Origin of the sequence: Mycetocola spongiae (genome assembly GCF_020424085.1) — a bacterium.
In the GTDB taxonomy this organism is placed as follows: Bacteria; Actinomycetota; Actinomycetes; order Actinomycetales; family Microbacteriaceae; genus Mycetocola; species Mycetocola spongiae.
In genome coordinates this window covers 2,739,272-2,755,396 of sequence record NZ_CP080203.1, presented here as the reverse complement: position 1 = coordinate 2,755,396, position 16,125 = coordinate 2,739,272, and the positions used below count along the sequence as shown (strand labels likewise).

At 65.7% G+C, this 16,125-nt stretch carries 15 protein-coding genes and 1 tRNA gene; 4 read left to right on the top strand and 12 right to left on the bottom strand.

Annotated elements, in window-relative coordinates:
* Positions 1-27 precede the first annotated feature (27 nt).
* From KXZ72_RS12645 to KXZ72_RS12635, 3 genes are all read right to left on the bottom strand, one after another.
* Positions 28-1,485 carry a peptide MFS transporter gene (locus KXZ72_RS12645; RefSeq protein ID WP_226081288.1) on the bottom strand — a complete coding sequence of 486 codons (1,458 nt, stop codon included), beginning with the start codon at positions 1,483-1,485 and terminating at the stop codon, positions 28-30.
* Positions 1,486-1,725: 240 nt separating this feature from the next.
* A tRNA-Thr gene (locus KXZ72_RS12640) sits at positions 1,726-1,801 on the bottom strand.
* Between the two features lie 86 nt (positions 1,802-1,887).
* Entirely contained in the window at positions 1,888-2,838 is a 951-nt protein-coding gene (locus KXZ72_RS12635; protein ID WP_226081287.1) for a DsbA family protein, read from the bottom strand.
* 251 nt (positions 2,839-3,089) lie between these two features.
* Between KXZ72_RS12635 and KXZ72_RS12630 the strand changes: the two genes are divergently transcribed.
* The gene (locus tag KXZ72_RS12630) at positions 3,090-4,190 is read left to right on the top strand and encodes an ABC transporter ATP-binding protein (RefSeq protein ID WP_226081286.1); all 1,101 of its coding nucleotides are present in this window, start codon (positions 3,090-3,092) and stop codon (positions 4,188-4,190) included.
* Between the two features lie 129 nt (positions 4,191-4,319).
* Positions 4,320-5,609, top strand: a complete 1,290-nt coding sequence (locus KXZ72_RS12625) for a DUF4032 domain-containing protein (protein WP_226081285.1) — start codon at positions 4,320-4,322, stop codon at positions 5,607-5,609.
* 60 nt (positions 5,610-5,669) lie between these two features.
* On the opposite strand, the gene rlmB is transcribed toward KXZ72_RS12625, so the two are convergent.
* The 3 genes from rlmB to ispD all read right to left on the bottom strand — a co-directional run bounded on the left by rlmB (position 5,670) and on the right by ispD (position 9,391).
* Positions 5,670-6,713, bottom strand: a complete 1,044-nt coding sequence (gene rlmB / locus KXZ72_RS12620; protein WP_226081284.1) for a 23S rRNA (guanosine(2251)-2'-O)-methyltransferase RlmB — start codon at positions 6,711-6,713, stop codon at positions 5,670-5,672.
* The gene (gene cysS / locus KXZ72_RS12615; protein ID WP_226081283.1) at positions 6,706-8,121 is read right to left on the bottom strand and encodes a cysteine--tRNA ligase; all 1,416 of its coding nucleotides are present in this window, start codon (positions 8,119-8,121) and stop codon (positions 6,706-6,708) included. Before cysS ends, rlmB begins: the two co-directional genes overlap by 8 nt.
* 91 nt (positions 8,122-8,212) lie before the next feature.
* Positions 8,213-9,391: a 2-C-methyl-D-erythritol 4-phosphate cytidylyltransferase gene (ispD, locus tag KXZ72_RS12610; protein WP_226081282.1), complete on the bottom strand. Its 1,179-nt coding sequence runs from the start codon at positions 9,389-9,391 to the stop codon at positions 8,213-8,215.
* Between the two features lie 288 nt (positions 9,392-9,679).
* On the opposite strand from ispD, the gene KXZ72_RS12605 reads away from it, so the two are divergent.
* Positions 9,680-10,198: a hypothetical protein gene (locus KXZ72_RS12605; protein ID WP_226081281.1), complete on the top strand. Its 519-nt coding sequence runs from the start codon at positions 9,680-9,682 to the stop codon at positions 10,196-10,198.
* A gap of 66 nt (positions 10,199-10,264) precedes the next feature.
* Here the strand turns inward: KXZ72_RS12605 and KXZ72_RS12600 are convergent, their stop codons facing one another.
* Positions 10,265-10,954, bottom strand: a complete 690-nt coding sequence (locus KXZ72_RS12600) for a response regulator transcription factor (RefSeq protein ID WP_226081280.1) — start codon at positions 10,952-10,954, stop codon at positions 10,265-10,267.
* Positions 10,955-12,133, bottom strand: coding sequence for a sensor histidine kinase (locus KXZ72_RS12595; RefSeq protein WP_226081279.1), 1,179 nt, complete (start codon positions 12,131-12,133; stop codon positions 10,955-10,957). It lies immediately after the preceding gene.
* 179 nt (positions 12,134-12,312) lie between these two features.
* On the opposite strand from KXZ72_RS12595, the gene phoU reads away from it, so the two are divergent.
* Positions 12,313-12,972: a phosphate signaling complex protein PhoU gene (gene phoU / locus KXZ72_RS12590; protein WP_226081278.1), complete on the top strand. Its 660-nt coding sequence runs from the start codon at positions 12,313-12,315 to the stop codon at positions 12,970-12,972.
* A gap of 103 nt (positions 12,973-13,075) precedes the next feature.
* Here the strand turns inward: phoU and KXZ72_RS12585 are convergent, their stop codons facing one another.
* The 4 genes from KXZ72_RS12585 to KXZ72_RS12570 form a co-directional block, all read right to left on the bottom strand.
* Positions 13,076-13,828: a phosphoglyceromutase gene (locus KXZ72_RS12585; RefSeq protein ID WP_226081277.1), complete on the bottom strand. Its 753-nt coding sequence runs from the start codon at positions 13,826-13,828 to the stop codon at positions 13,076-13,078.
* Positions 13,829-13,928: 100 nt separating this feature from the next.
* Entirely contained in the window at positions 13,929-15,062 is a 1,134-nt protein-coding gene (gene ygfZ, locus KXZ72_RS12580; protein WP_226081276.1) for a CAF17-like 4Fe-4S cluster assembly/insertion protein YgfZ, read from the bottom strand.
* The gene (locus tag KXZ72_RS12575; RefSeq protein WP_226081275.1) at positions 15,062-15,670 is read right to left on the bottom strand and encodes an FABP family protein; all 609 of its coding nucleotides are present in this window, start codon (positions 15,668-15,670) and stop codon (positions 15,062-15,064) included. The genes ygfZ and KXZ72_RS12575 overlap by 1 nt, the downstream gene beginning before the upstream one ends.
* A gap of 128 nt (positions 15,671-15,798) precedes the next feature.
* A complete protein-coding gene (locus KXZ72_RS12570) occupies positions 15,799-16,089 on the bottom strand; it encodes a hypothetical protein (RefSeq protein ID WP_226081274.1) in 291 nt (96 codons plus the stop codon).
* Positions 16,090-16,125 lie beyond the last annotated feature (36 nt).

Below are 16,125 nucleotides of genomic sequence, written 5' to 3'. Positions count from 1 at the left end.
CTCAAAGACCCCAGCCTAGCCCTCCCGCTAGCGCACTCCCGCAAAGAGTCGCAGGATGGGGCCACGCAGGAGCAGCAGCGCGAGCCCGATCACGATGGACACGGCACCCAGAATTCCAAAATACGGAACCTCGGTCTGGGCCGAATAGAACTGGGCGAGCGATCCGGACAGCGCCGAACCCAGCGAGACCGAGAGGAAAAAGAGCGCCACCATCTGGGTGTGGAACGCGGCCGGGGCCAGCTTGGTGGCCACCGACAGGCCCACGGGCGAGAGCAGCAGCTCGGAGACCGTGAAGATGAACAGGATACCCACCAGGGCCAGCAGCGGTGCACTGCCGGGGCCACCGCCGGACATCGGCAGGAACAGGAGGAAGGCCACACCGATACCGATGATCGAGAGGCTGAACTTGACCGGGGTACTGGGCTGGCGATTACCCAGCTTGGTCCACAGTGCCGCGAAGACACCGGAGAGGATCATGACAAAAATCGGGTTGATCGACTGCACCCAGGACGGCGGCATCTCCCAGCCGAATACCACGCGGTTCAGGCGGGAATCCGAATACGCGGCAAGCACGGTGAACTGCTGCATATACAGGGCCCAGAACGCCACGCTGCCCAGGAAGAGCGGAATAAAGCCGTATACGCGGCGACGCTCGATGGTGGTGATCTTTTTGCTGGAGAGGATCACAGCAAAATAGACGACCGCTGCCGCGCTGATCAGGATGGACACGCTCACGGCGATATTTTCGGCCGTCACCACACCCGTCAGCAGCAGAACGGCGATCACGGCAATCGCCGCAATGGTGATCAGGATCCAGCGCCCGCGCTCGGCACGCGGCAGCGGATTGGCCACGGCCTGTGCGGCAACGGGCAGGCGGCGACGGCCAAAGGCGTACTGGGTCAGGCCCGCGGCCATGCCCAGCGCGGCGAGGCCAAACGCATAGTGGAATCCGACCGTGCTCTGGACCAGCCCGGTCAGGATCGGGCCGAGGAAGCCTCCCACGTTAATTCCGAGGTAGAACAGCGAGAAGCCCGCATCGCGGCGCGAATCCTTGGCCGTATAGAGCAGACCCACGATGCTCGTGGCATTGGCCTTCAGCCCACCACTGCCCAGGGCCACAAAGACCAGACCCACGGCCACACCGATAAAGCCGGGAATCACGGCGAGGCAGATATGTCCCAGCATGATGACCACGGCGGAATAGAACAGCACGCGCTCGGGGCCGAGGACCCGGTCGGCGAGCCAGGCGCCGACGATCGTGAACAGGTAGACGGTTCCACCATAGGCGCCCACGATTCCCAGGGCGGTGGACTGCTCCATGCCCAGGCCGCCGTCCACGGCGGAGAAGTAGAGGTAGAACGCGAGGATGCCCTGCATTCCGTAGAAGGAGAAGCGCTCCCACATTTCCACACCAAAGAGTGTGGCCAGGCCGCGGGGCTGTCCGAAGAAGCTACGGTCCCCCTCCTCGGGTTCAACGTGTCTCACCGGTACGGCCTCTTTTTCGCTATTCACCGGCCCATTTTCGCATAGGTTTGCCCGATCCCCCGAATTATTCGCGGGTTATTGGTCCTCCCGAGGCCGGGTGCGTGGGTCAAGAATCCCGGAATTCCGCGCCTCCCACGGGGGACCGAGAATTGTATTCAATATTCAGAATAAGGATTCCGGAGTGGGTTTTCCCCTTAAAAACAACACCGCCCGGCCGGGGAATCCGGACGGGCGGTGGGGTGGAGCCGTTTGCGAGAATCGAACTCGCGACCTTCGCATTACAAGTGCGGTGCTCTACCAACTGAGCTAAAACGGCGGTTGGTGCCGCGGTCGGCACGGTCCAATTATAGGGCACGGAGGCGGGCCTGCCGCCACCCGCGCACCGGTGTGCCGCGGCGCGGACTAGCCCGCGGCGGGGGCCTCCTCGGCGGGAGCCTCCTCCGCGGGGGCCTCCTCGGCAGGCTCGGGGGTTGCGCTCGCGGTGGCCTTATTCTGTGCCTCGCTCGCAACGGAGAGGACAAACGCGCGGAATTCCTTGCTATCGCCGGGGGCTCCGGTATAGACCTTATCGTTCACGATGATGGTCGGAACGCCCTTCAGGCGGTCGAGCTTGGAGTCCGGAATCGGATCCGCGAGGGCGCGATCGGTGGCATTGGACACCCAGGTCTTATAGGTGACCTTATCGATGCACTTACCGATCTCGCGGGTATCGCTCGCCCCGGCCTGCGATGCGATGCTCAGCAGCTTCTTATCGTCGTGGCCCGTGGTGCCCTCGGTGGGCTGATCGGCAAAGAGCGCCTGGTTAAAGGCGAAGAACGTATCGGGCGAATAATTGGCCACGCAGGCGGCGGCATTGGCCGAGCGCAGCGAATACTGGCTGCCCGCGGACTTACCGGTGAGGATGGCCAGCGGGTGAATCTCCACCGTGGCCACGCCGTCCTGGGCGAAGCCCTTCAGCAGCTCGCCATTGGCCTTCTCAAACTCGCCGCTATCGGCGCTGAGGTAGTCGATATAAACCCGAATATTGGGGACGGCCGGATCGATCGGCGTGGGTCGGGGGGCATCGGTCACGGGAAGGGACTCGGTGCGCACGGTTTTCAGATCGGCGCCCACCACGGCACCGTTGCTCGCCATATTGGCCGGCCCGGTATTGGCCGAGGTCTCGGTGGTGGCGAAGGTCATGGTCACGGCGACCACGATTGCGGCAACCACGATCACGCCCGCGCCGATCAGCAGGGAGCGGAGCGCGATGTCTTTTTTGCGCTGCGCGCTACGGATTTCCGCGGCACGGACGCGCACCGATTCGCGTACCGATGAGCCTTCCTGGCGATCGGGTTCGGTGCTGTTACTCATAGATCCTCGCTTCAGATACGTGCGCTCTGTGCCATCCGACACGGCACACACCTACCTATCGTAAATGTCCTGCCTGCATAATAGCCAAACGAATGGAATTGAATTGTTATTTTGTATACAGTTCGCGTCGTATCAAAAGCGTGCCATACTGGCCTAGCGCCACTGTCGTCGCACCCCCGCACGTGTTATCGCGGCGGGGTATCCATCACAACGGATCGTCCGGCACGTACCTGCCGGTGAAGGAGAAGAAAATGGCTTCGGTCACTTTTGATAACGCAACACGCATGTACCCGGGCGGAACCCGCGCCGCGGTAGATAAGCTCAACCTCGAGGTCGCGGATGGCGAATTCCTCGTCCTGGTTGGCCCCTCCGGCTGTGGTAAGTCCACGTCGCTGCGCATGCTCGCCGGCCTCGAAGAGGTTAACGACGGCCGCATCCTGATCGGTGACCGCGACGTCACCGATATCCCCCCGAAGGACCGTGACATCGCCATGGTCTTCCAGAACTACGCGCTCTACCCCCACATGACCGTGGCCGAGAACATGGGCTTCGCCCTGAAGATCGCCGGCGTGGGCAAGGAGGAGCGTGCCGCTCGTGTCCTGGAGGCAGCCAAGCTCCTCGACCTCGAGGACTACCTCACCCGCAAGCCCAAGGCCCTCTCGGGTGGTCAGCGTCAGCGTGTGGCCATGGGTCGCGCAATCGTGCGTCAGCCCCAGGTATTCCTCATGGACGAGCCGCTGTCGAACCTCGACGCCAAGCTGCGCGTACAGACCCGTACCCAGATCGCATCGCTGCAGCGCCGCCTCGGCGTCACCACCGTATATGTGACCCACGACCAGACCGAGGCGCTCACCATGGGTGACCGCATCGCCGTGCTCAAGGACGGACTGCTCCAGCAGGTGGGAACCCCCCGCGACCTGTACGAGAAGCCCGAGAACGTCTTCGTGGCCGGCTTCATCGGTTCGCCCGCAATGAACCTGCTCCAGGTGGGCCTGACCGACGGCGGCGCCCAGTTCGGTTCCTCCATCGTCCCGGTGGAGCGCGAGACCCTCTCGCAGACCTCCGCCCCCAAGGCCACCATCGGTGTGCGCCCCGAGGACATCCGCGTCACCGAGGACCCCAACGCGGGCCTCGAGGTGGTTGTTGACCTCGTGGAGGAGCTCGGAGCCGATGGCTACCTCTACGGTCACGCCGATATCGACGGCATCCGTACCGACCTGGTTGCCCGCGTTGACGGCCGCATCCACCCCTACGCCGGAGAGACCGTGCGCCTGGAGGTTCTCCCGAACCACCTGCACGTCTTCGACGTCGAGTCCGGCCTGCGCCTGAGCAAGCCCACCGTTTCGGCCTAATCACGGCCCTCGCGTTCGCGGTGTCGGGGTTTCCCCGGCACCGCGAACGCATCCGTACCCCGCGGTTTCGAGCTCGGTTTCGACTCGGCTCATTGCCGAGCGAGACCGATTTTTGCGTTAAGGAGCACCATGAGTGGATCGCTGAATATCACGTCGGCCACCGTTGACCCCGCCCTGCTGGACCTCCCCTGGGACCTGCCCCTCGAGGCCTGGCCGAGCGAGACTATCGCGTCACTGCCGAAGGGAATCTCGCGCCACCTCGTGCGCTTCGCGAATCTCTCCGGCTATGTGGTGGCCGTGAAGGAGACCACCACGGAGATGGCCCGCGGCGAATACGACATGTTGCGCACGCTGCAGCGCCTTGATATCCCCTGCGTGGACCCCCTGGCCGTCATCACCGGCCGGGCCACCGGCCACGGCGATGAACTGCCCTCCGTGCTGGTCACGCGACACCTGCGCTTCTCGCTCCCCTATCGCGCGCTATTCTCGCAGCAGTTGCGCCCCGATACCGCGACGCGGCTGGTGGACGCCCTCGCGGTGCTGCTGGTGCGCCTGCATATCGTGGGCTTCTTCTGGGGCGATGTCTCGCTGTCCAATACGCTCTTCCGCCGCGATGCCGGCGCATTTGCCGCGTATCTGGTGGACGCCGAAACCGGCAAGCTCTACCCGGGCGGGCTCTCCAACGGGCAGCGCGAAAACGACCTCGAGATCGCGCGCGTAAATATCGCGGGCGAGCTGATGGACCTGGAGGCGGGGGGCCGGGCCGATGAGGACCTGGACCCCGTGAAGCTCTCCAATGGAATCGTCGCTGCCTATCGCTCGCTGTGGACCGAGCTGACCGAATCCGAGTCCTTCTCGTCCACCGAGCGCTGGCGGATCAGCTCGCGCGTGGACCGCCTGAACGAGCTGGGATTTGATATCGAGGAGCTCGCGATCCGCACCGATGAGGCCGGCACCACCGTGCGCATCCAGCCCAAGGTGGTGGACGCCGGACACCACCAGCGCCGCCTGCTGCGCCTCACGGGCCTGGACACGGGAGAAAACCAGGCCCGCCGACTCCTGAACGACCTCGACGCCTATATCGCCGCAAACGGCAAGCAGGACCTGGACGAGGAGATGGTGGCACACGAGTGGCTGATCCGCGTCTTTGAGCCGGTCGTGAAGGCGATCCCGCGCGATCTGAAGGGCAAGCTGGAGCCGGCCGAGGTCTTCCACCAGCTGCTGGAGCACCGCTGGCACCTCTCCGAGATGTCGGGGCGCGACGTGCCGCTCGCGGAGGCGCTCAGCTCATATATCAACGATGTGCTGCGTCACCGCCGCGATGAGGCCACCGTGATCGCCCCCGCGACCGAGGCAATCACGCTGCCCGAGGATATCGAGGAGGCCCCGCCCGGCACCGATTGGCGCGACCTGGTCTAGCGCTTAAAATAAAAACCCCCGCATTCCGGCCTGGCCGGAATGCGGGGGTTTTTCTCACCGCTATTTTTTGGCGGCCGCGGTCTCGGCGCGCAGGCGCGAGATCTCGTAGAGCGTGACCGACGCAGCAATACCGGCGTTCAGCGACTCGGTGGCCGCGCTGATCGGAATCGAGACGATCGCATCGCAGTTCTCGGTAACCAGGCGGGACAGGCCCTTGCCCTCGCTACCCACCACGATCAGGATCGGGCGATCGGCCAGTTCCAGGCCCGGAAGCATGGTATCGCCGCCGCCGTCGAGACCAATCACAAAGACGCCCGCCGCCTTAAAGGCCTTGATGGTCTGCGTGAGGTTGGTGGCCATCGCCACGGGGGTACGCGCCGCGGCACCGGCCGACGTGCGCCAGGCCGAGGCGGTCATGCCCACCGAGCGACGCTGCGGCACGATAACGCCCTGCCCGCCGAAGGCGGCGGTCGAGCGCAGGATCGCGCCGAGGTTGCGGGGATCGGTGATGCCGTCCAGGGCCACAAACAGCGGCTTCTGGGCGCGCGAGATGGTCTTCTGCAGCAGCTCCTCGGGGTGCTCGTACTTATACGGCGGCACCTTCAGCGCGAGGCCCTGGTGCACCGAGTCGAAGCTGACCATGCGGTCCAGCTCGGGACGCATGACCTCAAGAATCGGGATGCCACGACCCGTGGCGATCGTGATGATCTCCTTTACGCGCTCATCGTATTCGATGCGCGTGGCCATATACAGGGCACTCGCGGGGATCTTCGCGCGCAGCGCCTCAAGCACGGCGTTGCGACCGGTGACGATCTCCGACTCATCGGCCTGGCGGGCCTTCTGCCGGCGCGGCTGGGGGGCCGGGGCGGCGGTGGAGGAATTGGCATCGGTGCGCTTGGAGGCCGCGGGTCCACGACCGCCGCGCGCGGCGGCGAGGCGCTCCTGGGCGAGCTTACGCTTGCCGGCCACGTGATACGTGCGGTCCTCGGCCTTGGGGGTCGGGCCCTTGCCCTCGAGGGACTTGCGGCCGAGGCCACCGGTGCCCTTGCTGGCACCCTTCTTCGCCTTGCGCATCGCGCCCGGACGTCCGTTATTACTAGCCATCAATACTCCAATGTGCCCCGGAGGGGGTGTCTTCAATCGTGATCCCCGCGGCCTGGAGGTCATCACGGATACGGTCAGCGGTGGCGAAGTCTCGGTCGGCCCGAGCCTGTTCGCGTTGCCCCAGCAACCGCTGAACCAGGGGGTCCAGTGCGAATAGTGCCGCGCTCTCCCCCGTCTCGTTCCAGGTTGCCGAAAGTGGGTTGATGCCGAGGATATTGGTCATGGCAATGACCTCGGCCTGGGCGGTAGCGGCGGCGGCCAAATCATCGCCGTCGATTGCGGCATTACCCGAGCGAATGGTGTCGTGCAACACCGCAAGCGCCTGGGGAACGGCCAAATCATCGTCCATCGCCGCCACAAAATCCGCGGGCGGCACGGGGGTACCGGACCCGGCAAAGCGGGTCTCGGCCAGGCGGCGCTCCACCCGATCGAGGAAACTCTCGATCCGGTCCAGCGCCGCGGCGGCCTCATCGAGCGCGCCGTCGTGGAAATCAATCGTGGAACGGTAGTGGGCCTGGCCCAGGTAATAGCGCAGCACAATCGGGCGGGCCGAGGCCAGCAGATCGGCGGCGAAGAGCGAGTTACCGAGGGACTTGGACATCTTTTGTCCCCCCACGTTCACGAGGCCGTTATGCACCCAATAGGAGGCAAAACCGTCTCCCGCCGCGGTGGACTGGGCCAGCTCGTTCTCGTGATGCGGGAAGCGCAGGTCGAGCCCACCGCCGTGAATATCAAAACTGCCGCCGAGATAACGGCTCGACATGGCCGAGCATTCGATATGCCAGCCGGGGCGGCCGGGGCCCCACGGGCTTGACCAGGTGGCGGAGGCGGGCTCGCCGTCCTTGCGGCCCTTCCACAGCGCAAAATCATGCGGATCGCGCTTACCACGCGGATCGGCGTCGGTGGCGTCCTCCATGGCGTCCACGCTCTGGCGCGTGAGCGCACCATAGGCAGGCCAGCTGCGCACATCAAAATACACATCGCCCGAGTCATCGGAGGCGGCATAGGCATGGCCACGATCGATCAGGCGCAGGATGATCTCGTGCATCTGCTGGATACTCGCGGTCGCGCGCGGCTCATAGGTGGGCGGGGCGATGCCCAGCGCCCGGTAGCCGTCGTTAAACTCCAGCTCCATGCGATACGCGAGGGCCCACCAGGGCTCGGCGTCGGTGGCATTGGCCAGGACCTTATCGTCGATATCGGTGACATTGCGCACGAGGGTCACGCGATAGCCCGAATAATCGAGCCAGCGGCGCAGCTGATCATAAACCAGCGCCGAGCGCAGATGGCCGATATGCGGGGAGGACTGCACGGTGGGTCCACAAACGTAGATACCCGCTTCACCCGGATTTAACGGGGTAAATTCGCGAAGTTCTTGAGCCTTGGAGTCATAGAGGTGCAGTGCCACGCCTCTAAGACTACTTGGCGCGCGGGCTCTCGGCACGCCGGGCACCCAATATCTCGCAGGATTTCCCGGAGAATCGGGTGAACTAAGGGTGTTATCCGGCGGTGGTGGCGCGCAGCGAGGCCGTGGCGATTGCCGTGAGGCCCTCGCCGCGGCCGGCAAAACCCAGCCGGTCCGTGGTGGTGGCGCTCAGGCTCACGGGTGCCCCGATCAGGCCCGAAAGCACGGCCTCGGCCTCGGTGCGGCGCGCGGAGAAGCGCGGGGAGTTACCGATCACCTGCACCGCGACGTTTTCGATATGGAATCCCGCGGCGATCAGGCGCTCGCGCGTGGCAATCAGGAAGACCTCGCCGCAGGCCTGCGCAAACCGCGGGTCATCGGTGCCAAACATCGACCCGATATCGCCGAGGCGCGCGGCGCTGAGTAGAGCGTCGGTCATGGCATGGGCCACGGCATCGCCATCGCTATGCCCGGCCAGCCCGGTCTCCCCCGGCCAGTGCAGCCCGGCCAGCCACAGCTCCTGATTATCGTCATAGGCGTGCACGTCCACGCCGACCCCCACGCGGATGCCCTCCGTGCCGCTCGGGCGCAAGAGGTGTTCGGCGCGGTTCAGGTCCCAGGGCGTGGTGATTTTAAAGGCGCGGGCGTCCCCGGGGATCAGCGCAACGCTGCCGCCGGCCGCGGCAAAGAGCGCGGCATCATCGGTATATTCGCTATCCGCCCGGGCATATGCGGCATCCAGCGCGTGGCGCGGGAAACCCTGCGGGGTCTGCATCGCGCGCAGTTCCTCGCGGTCCACGGTCTCCACCACCATCTCCTCGGAGTCCACGCGTTTAATGGTGTCGGTCACGGCAAGACCCGGGACGATGCCGCGGGCATTGGCGGCCACGGCGTCCACCACGTTATCCAGCAGGCTCACCGGGGTCAGGGCGCGCGCGGCATCGTGTACCAGCACGATCCGCACCGAGGGCAGGAGCGCACCAAGGCCCGCGGCCACGGACTCCTGGCGGCTGGCCCCACCCACCACCACGGAGGCATACTCCTGGGCGGCACCCGCCACGTGGGTCAGCATCGTCTGTGCCTCGCCCCGAAAGGCCTCGGGGGCGACCACGACCACCTGCGCCTCGCGGCGCATCTCAAAGACCGGATGCAGTGCGTGTTCCAGGATGCTGCGGCCCGCGAGCGGGCGGAAGGCCTTGGGCAGATCGCCGCCGAGGCGGGTTCCACTGCCGGCGGCGACGACGATTACGGCCACAACGGGTTCAACACTCATGTTTCGAGCGTAGCGGGCACTTCGCCGCGGCGGGGCAGCCCGCGCGTATCGGGCCGGGACGCGCCCGCGGCGAGCACGGCGGCACGGCGTTTTCCGGGCCGGCCGCTCCCTGTCATTATGCTCCGCGGTTTCCCGCGAACCGGCAACGGTATGTGATAATACTCGTTTTGCGGTCACGCGCCCGCAACCACTCAGGCTAGACTGGTGGTTGTTCTAGCCCTCGCATGCGTGTAATCCTGCGCGCCTGCCACCCGTCTTGTTCTTGGAGGACCAGTGAAGGCGCGTTACTTGACCACGGCCGTTCTTGCCGCAACCGTTTTGATCGGCACCGCCGGCTGCAACATGATTGCCCCGCAGGCCACCCTGAAGCAGTACGATGCGAGCGACGGAATCGGCACCAACGTGGGTTCGCTTGATATCCGCAACGCCCTGATCATCGCCGATGGCAAGAAGAACGGCGTGCTTGCCGTCACCGTGATCAACCAGGGCGATAAGCCCCAGGACCTGCTGATCGAGTACCCGGGTGGCTCCGTCACCGTCGAGGTGAAGGCCTCCGGCTCCACCGCATTTGGCGTGGGCAAGGAATCCGGCATCCTCCTCGAGGGCCTCACCACGCCCTCCGGTGCCGATGCCGCCGTGTTCTTCCAGTACGCCGATGAGACCGGCTCCGAGGTGCGGGTTCCCGTGCTCGACCCGGTCCTCGAGGAGTACAGCAACCTGACCCCGGAGCCGATCCCGAGCTCCTCGGCCACCGTGGAAATCGACGACGCCGTGGACGGCGCCACCGAGCAGAAGACCGGCCACTAACCGATCCTCTCCACCAGCACAAAGGGCCCCCGTCACCGACGGGGGCCCTTTGTGCTGCTGCGCCGGTTATCCCTCGAAGCGGTAGCCCAGGCCGCGCACGGTCAGCAGCATCTTCGGCTCGGAGGGCACATCCTCGATCCGCGAGCGGATGCGCTTAATGTGCACGTCCAGCGTCTTGGTATCGCCAAAATAATCGCTGCCCCAGACCCGGTCAATCAGCTGACCGCGGGTGAGTACGCGGCCGGTATTACGCAGCAGCATCTCCAGCAGCTCAAATTCCTTCAGCGGCATCGCGACGTTTTCTCCGCGCACCTGCACGGTATGGCGGTTCAGGTCCATGACCACGGTGCCCGCGCCCAGCACGGTATCGTCCAGCCCGGGATCCTCCTCCTCGCTCACGCGGCGGCGCAGAACTGCGCGCACGCGGGCCAGGAGCTCGCGGCTCTTATAGGGCTTGGTGATGTAGTCATCGGCCCCCAGTTCCAGGCCCACCACGATATCCACCTCATCGGATTTTGCGGTGACCATGATGATGGGCACGGCCGAGTCCTGGCGGATCTGGCGGCATACCTCGGTGCCGGGCATCCCGGGGAGCATCAGGTCCAGCAGGATCAGGTCCGCGGGCGTGGCCTGGAAAGCGGCCACCGCGGCGGGGCCGTCCTCGGCGAGCTCCACCGTATAGCCCTCGCGCTCCAGCAGATAGATGAGCGGTTCGCTGAGCGAGGGTTCGTCCTCGACGAGCAGGATGCGGGGCATTTAGTTCTCCTCTGTGCTGGTACTGGCTGAAAGCTGGTCAATCTGGGCCCGGGCATCGGCCGAGGCCTCGGGCAGGCGAATGGTGAACGTGGACCCCTGGCCCACGCGGGACCATACCCGCACCTCTCCGCCGTGATTCTGCACGGTGTGCTTCACGATGGACAGGCCCAGGCCGGAGCCGCCGGTATGGCGCGAGCGGGCCTGATCCACCCGGAAGAAGCGCTCAAAAATGCGATCGCGTTCCTCCTCGGCGATTCCGGGGCCCTGATCGGTCACCGCGATCTCTACGATGCCCTCGCGCACGGCCACCCCCACACCCACGCGGGTGTGATCCGGCGAATAGGTGATGGCATTGGCGATCAGGTTATGCACGGCGACCACCAGCAGGGCACGGTCGCCGATGACCACCACATTTTTTTCGGTGCGGGCAAAGATATCCACGTGATGACCCTCGGCCACCACCCGATTCTGGTCGATGGCCGCGGCCACCACCTCGGAGATATCCACCAGATCGGGTTTACCAATCGCATCGGCCGCCTGCAGCCGCGTGAGCTCGATGATATCCCCGGTGATTTTGGTCAGGCGCTCGGCCTCCAGCTCAAGCCTGGTCGCGAAGGAGCGCACGCGCTCGGGGTCATCCGCCGCCGGGTCCAGGGCCTCGGCCAGCAGCGCGACGGCGCCGATCGGGGTCTTCAGCTCGTGGCTGATATTGGCGATAAAATCGCGCCGCACATCGTCCAGCCGGCGTCCCTCGGTGCGGTCATCCACCAGCAGCAGGATATAGCGCGCACCGAGGCGGGCGCCGCGGGCCACGAGGTGCCGGTCGAGCTCCCCGAATTTATCGCCGCCGAGATCAAACTCGCCCATCGTGGTTTCGCCGGTATCGCGCACCACCGTGGCCAGATCATCCAGCGCGCCGTGGGTGATCACGCCATCGCGCACGAGGCCGAGGGTATAGGCACCATTGGAGGCCTTGACCACATTGCCCGAGGGATCCACCACGATTCCCGCGCCCTCGAGGGCATCCAAAACCTGCTCCACCCCCTCGGGTACGCGCGGGGCAGCCACGGCCGCGACGCGTTTTCCGCGGCGAGAGGCGAGGATAAAGAGCAGTGTGAAGCCGGTACCGAGGCCCAGGCCCAGGGCCAGCGCGGCGATCACCAACCAGGTGGAGTGCATAGGACTAGATTAGAGGGTAGGCAGCACCGGACACCGGAGGGCTACCGTACCGACCAGGGTTTTTTGTTATTAGTTCAGGTAAACGGCACCAAGTGTTTACCTTCACAGGCGATCCTGGGACAACGCGCCCGGGTTCGGGCCCCGGCTTTTTGCCGCACCGTAATTTTTTGAGGAGAAGTATGCGCCAGGTATTCCAGCAGGAGTTGCGAGAGGTTCAGGACCGCCTAATCGCCATTTCGGAACTGGTTGTTATCTCCATCGAGAACGCCGTACGCGCGTTTAACGAAACCGATGTGGCCGTGGCCGAGGAGGTCATCGAGAACGATACCCGCATCGATATCCTCACCAAGGCGCTTGATGAGCTGGCCATTAACATCCTCGCCCGCCAGCAGCCTGTGGCCCGCGATCTGCGCACCGTGGTGAGCGCGCTGCGCATCTCCGCCTCGCTCGAGCGCATGGGCGATATGGCCGAGCATATTGCCCAGCTCGCCCGCTACCGCTTCCCCGAGCGCGCCGTGCCCAAGGGCCTGCGCTCCACCTTCGCCGAGATGGGCCGCCTCGACGTGGACATCGCGCGCAAGCTCACCGAGCTGCTGCGTAATCAGGACGTGGAGCTCGCGGAGGAGATCCAGCGCGAGGACGACCGCATCGACAGCCTGCACGTGGCCGTCTTTGAGAAGGTCCTCGGCGATAGCTGGAAGGGCGCCACCGAGGCCACCGTGGATGCCACCCTCGCCTCGCGCTATCACGAGCGTTTTGCCGACCACGCGGTCTCGATCGCCAAGAAGGTCCAGTATCTCGCCACCGGCGACTGGGCCCCGGAGCCCCTCGAAGACTAGTCCACGGACCGCGGCGCCCGTGTCCCCCTCGGGGGCACGGGCGCCGCGGCGTTAAACGGGACCGGGCCCCGCCCCCGAGGGGACGGGGCCCGGCCGGCCACTACTACTTCTTGGCGCCCTGCGCGGCGACCGCGGCGGCTCCCGCTGCGGCGGCCTCGGGGTCCAGATATTCGGCCGGGGCGATGGGCTTGAGGTTTTCATCCAGCCGGTACACCAGCGGGATGCCCGTGGGGATATTCAGCTCGGCGATGTCCTCATCGGAGATGCCATCGAGGTGCTTCACGAGGGCGCGCAGCGAGTTGCCGTGCGCGGTGACCAGGACGGTCTTGCCCGCGGTGAGCTGCGGGGCGATGGTGCCCTCCCAATAGGGGAGCATGCGGTCGATGACGTCCTTCAGGCACTCGGTATCGGGGATGGCTCCGTCGATATCGGCATAGCGGGGGTCGTTTACCTGCGAGTACTCGCTGTTGTGGTCCAGTGCGGGCGGCGGGACGTCGAAGGAGCGGCGCCAGGTCTGGAACTGCTCGGGGCCGTATTCGGCGAGGGTCTGGGCCTTATCCTTGCCCTGGAGCGCACCGTAGTGGCGCTCGTTCAGGCGCCAGGAGCGGGTGACCGGGATCCAGGCGAGGTCGGCGGTATCCAGCGCGAGGTTTGCGGTCTGGATGGCGCGGGTGAGGACCGAGGTGAACAGCACATCGGGGCGCAGGCCGGAGTCGGTCAGAAGCTGGCCGGCACGGCGAGCCTCCTCGACGCCCTGATCGCTCAGGCGCACATCGACCCAGCCGGTGAACAGGTTCTTCTGGTTCCAGTCACTATTACCGTGACGGAGAAGGATGAGGGTATAGGGCTCAGACATGCCCCCAGTCTATCGGCGACACCACAAAAACGGGAGGTTTATCCGCTGCACGGATATCCGCGATTCGCGGCCCCATACGCGCGCGAACCGAGCCCGCGCGCTAGCGGCGCGCGCCGAGCCGCGGAAGCTTGGGAATATCGGCAACCGACCCGGCATCGGAGGGCACAATGACCTCCTGGCCGGCGGCAATCCAGCCCTCGTCCTGGGCCACGCTCAGGTCGATCGTGGGATCCACCGCGCGGCGGATCAGCGCGAGGGCGATCGGCCCGAGCTCATAGTGCAGCGCCGAGGAGGTAATGGCCCCCACGATGCGCGGCTCGTCATTGCGGAACGCCCGCACCTCGCTGCCGGGATCGGGGAGGAACCCCTCGGAGCCGTCGAGGTTGAGCATGACCAGGCGGCGCGGCGGATGCCCCAGGTTATGCACCTTGGCCACGGTCTCCTGCCCCCGATAGCAGCCCTTATTCAGGTGGACGGCGGTGCGCAGCCAATCGCTCTCATGCGGGATGGACTTATCGTCCACCTCGGTGCTCTCGCGCGGACGCCACGCGGCAATGCGCAGCGCCTCGGCGGCCAGGGAGCCGGCCACGGGATGCGCGGCGGCAAGCGCACCCAGCCCCGAACGCTCCAGCAGAACCTCGCGCCAGGCGAAGCCATCGCCGGGGTGTCCGCCCGCGGAATCGGCGGCGGCATACTGCCATCCGCCGGGCACCACGGCGGCCCAGGGATCGCGCCAGATCAGCGGGACCCCGTGCGGGGCCACGGCGTTCAGCGAGGAAAACAGCGGGGCATCCGCGCGCTCCATCACGCCAATGCGGGCGTAATCGGCGGTGCGATCGAGGATCTCCACGCGCGAGCGGAAGCGCATCTTCAGCAGCCAGGCCCAGAGCGCGGGGGCCGAGGAGGCCTCGGGCAAGAGCCAGAGCGAAACGCCGTCCTCGATCAGCGGCACCGCGTGCTCGATGCGGCCCTGCGGATCGAGGAAGAGGGTCTCCCCGGAGTCCCCCGGGGTCAGCGCAAGCAGATCGGCCGAGGTGATCGAGTTGATCCACGTGAGGCGATCCTCGCCGCGCAGCTCAAAAACCGGACGCGTGGACAGATCCACAAGCGCCAGGCCCTCGTCGAGCCGGCGCTGTTCGGCAAGCGGATTGCCGTAGTGGCTCGGGACTCCGGCGTCGGCGGCCGACTCGAGCGCCACGGCGGAGGGCAGCCCGAGGAACGGCGAGGGGTCCACTACTCCGCCTTGGACAGGCGGGCGGAGGCGTGCGAGCGCAGGTCCTGGCCAAGCGCGGCGATATCCCAGGCCCAGAGCAGGTGAGCATCCACCAGCCCATACATGCGGGTGGCGGCCGTATAGTCTTTGGAACCCGCGGCACGCAGCACGGCATCGGTGCTGATATCGATGCGCGGGCCGTTGACCTGACCCAGATAGAGTTCGCTCACGCCATCCGGGTGGATGATCGAAGCCTGAATATCAAAGCCCCCGGCCTCATTGCGCAGGGTTTCCACGGACTCGGCGTCGGTGAACCCGGCGGCCTCGCGCGCCGGCAGCATGGCCGGGCCCGGGTCTCCGGGGGTGAGGGCGCGGTGCAGGCGCCAATAGCCGGTCTCGGCGGCGAGCGGCTGCACGGGATCCTCCGGGTTTTCCCCGAGGACCCACGCATAGGAGCTGTAGTTGAGATAGGGCTGGCCGTCGTGGCTGAAGCTCACGCGCTGACCGAACTCGCGTTCGATTCGCTCCTCGCCCACGGTATAGGAGAGCACACCGGTGCCCTCCCAGACCCCCAGAAGCCAGGACAGCGGGACGATCTCGGCGGGAAGGCCGACCGGAATCTCAATCACGGCCGTGGACCCTAGCGCTGACCGCGGAAGAGGTTCACGACGACGACGCCGGCGACGTAGAGGATGGCGAGGGTGGCAAGACAGAGCAACCCGATGAAAAACAGTTCAAGTGCGAGCATGAACCTAGTCTAGCCCGCGAGGAGCTTTCCGAAACCCATGATGGTGCTCATGACACCCAGAATCACCACGGAACCCCCGATACTCGCGGCCACCCGATCAATAAATCCGGTTTTTTTCGCGCCGTAGAGCTGTATCCCAAATGTGACCATGGTGGCCACGGCGAGGGTGATCGCGAGCCAGGTGAAGGCGGAGGTGCCGGGGGCAAAAATCCAGACCAGGATGCCGCCCACGAGGGCCACACCCCACACCACGAAGATATCGCGGCGGCGGGGGACGGCGACTTCGGAGAATTGGTTCACACCCCCATTCTGCCCGATTCCGGCGGCGCTGGCCAT

Bases quoted from the DNA above. Each gene is read 5' to 3' on its own strand.
- KXZ72_RS12585 (WP_226081277.1), bottom strand. From the start codon at position 13,828: ATGTCTGAGCCCTATACCCTCATCCTTCTCCGTCACGGTAATAGTGAC.
- KXZ72_RS12625 (WP_226081285.1), top strand. From the start codon at position 4,320: ATGAGTGGATCGCTGAATATCACGTCGGCCACCGTTGACCCCGCCCTG.
- KXZ72_RS12600 (WP_226081280.1), bottom strand. From the start codon at position 10,954: ATGCCCCGCATCCTGCTCGTCGAGGACGAACCCTCGCTCAGCGAACCG.
- phoU (WP_226081278.1), top strand. From the start codon at position 12,313: ATGCGCCAGGTATTCCAGCAGGAGTTGCGAGAGGTTCAGGACCGCCTA.
- KXZ72_RS12635 (WP_226081287.1), bottom strand. From the start codon at position 2,838: ATGAGTAACAGCACCGAACCCGATCGCCAGGAAGGCTCATCGGTACGC.
- rlmB (WP_226081284.1), bottom strand. From the start codon at position 6,713: ATGGCTAGTAATAACGGACGTCCGGGCGCGATGCGCAAGGCGAAGAAG.
- KXZ72_RS12595 (WP_226081279.1), bottom strand. From the start codon at position 12,133: ATGCACTCCACCTGGTTGGTGATCGCCGCGCTGGCCCTGGGCCTGGGC.
- KXZ72_RS12630 (WP_226081286.1), top strand. From the start codon at position 3,090: ATGGCTTCGGTCACTTTTGATAACGCAACACGCATGTACCCGGGCGGA.
- ispD (WP_226081282.1), bottom strand. From the start codon at position 9,391: ATGAGTGTTGAACCCGTTGTGGCCGTAATCGTCGTCGCCGCCGGCAGT.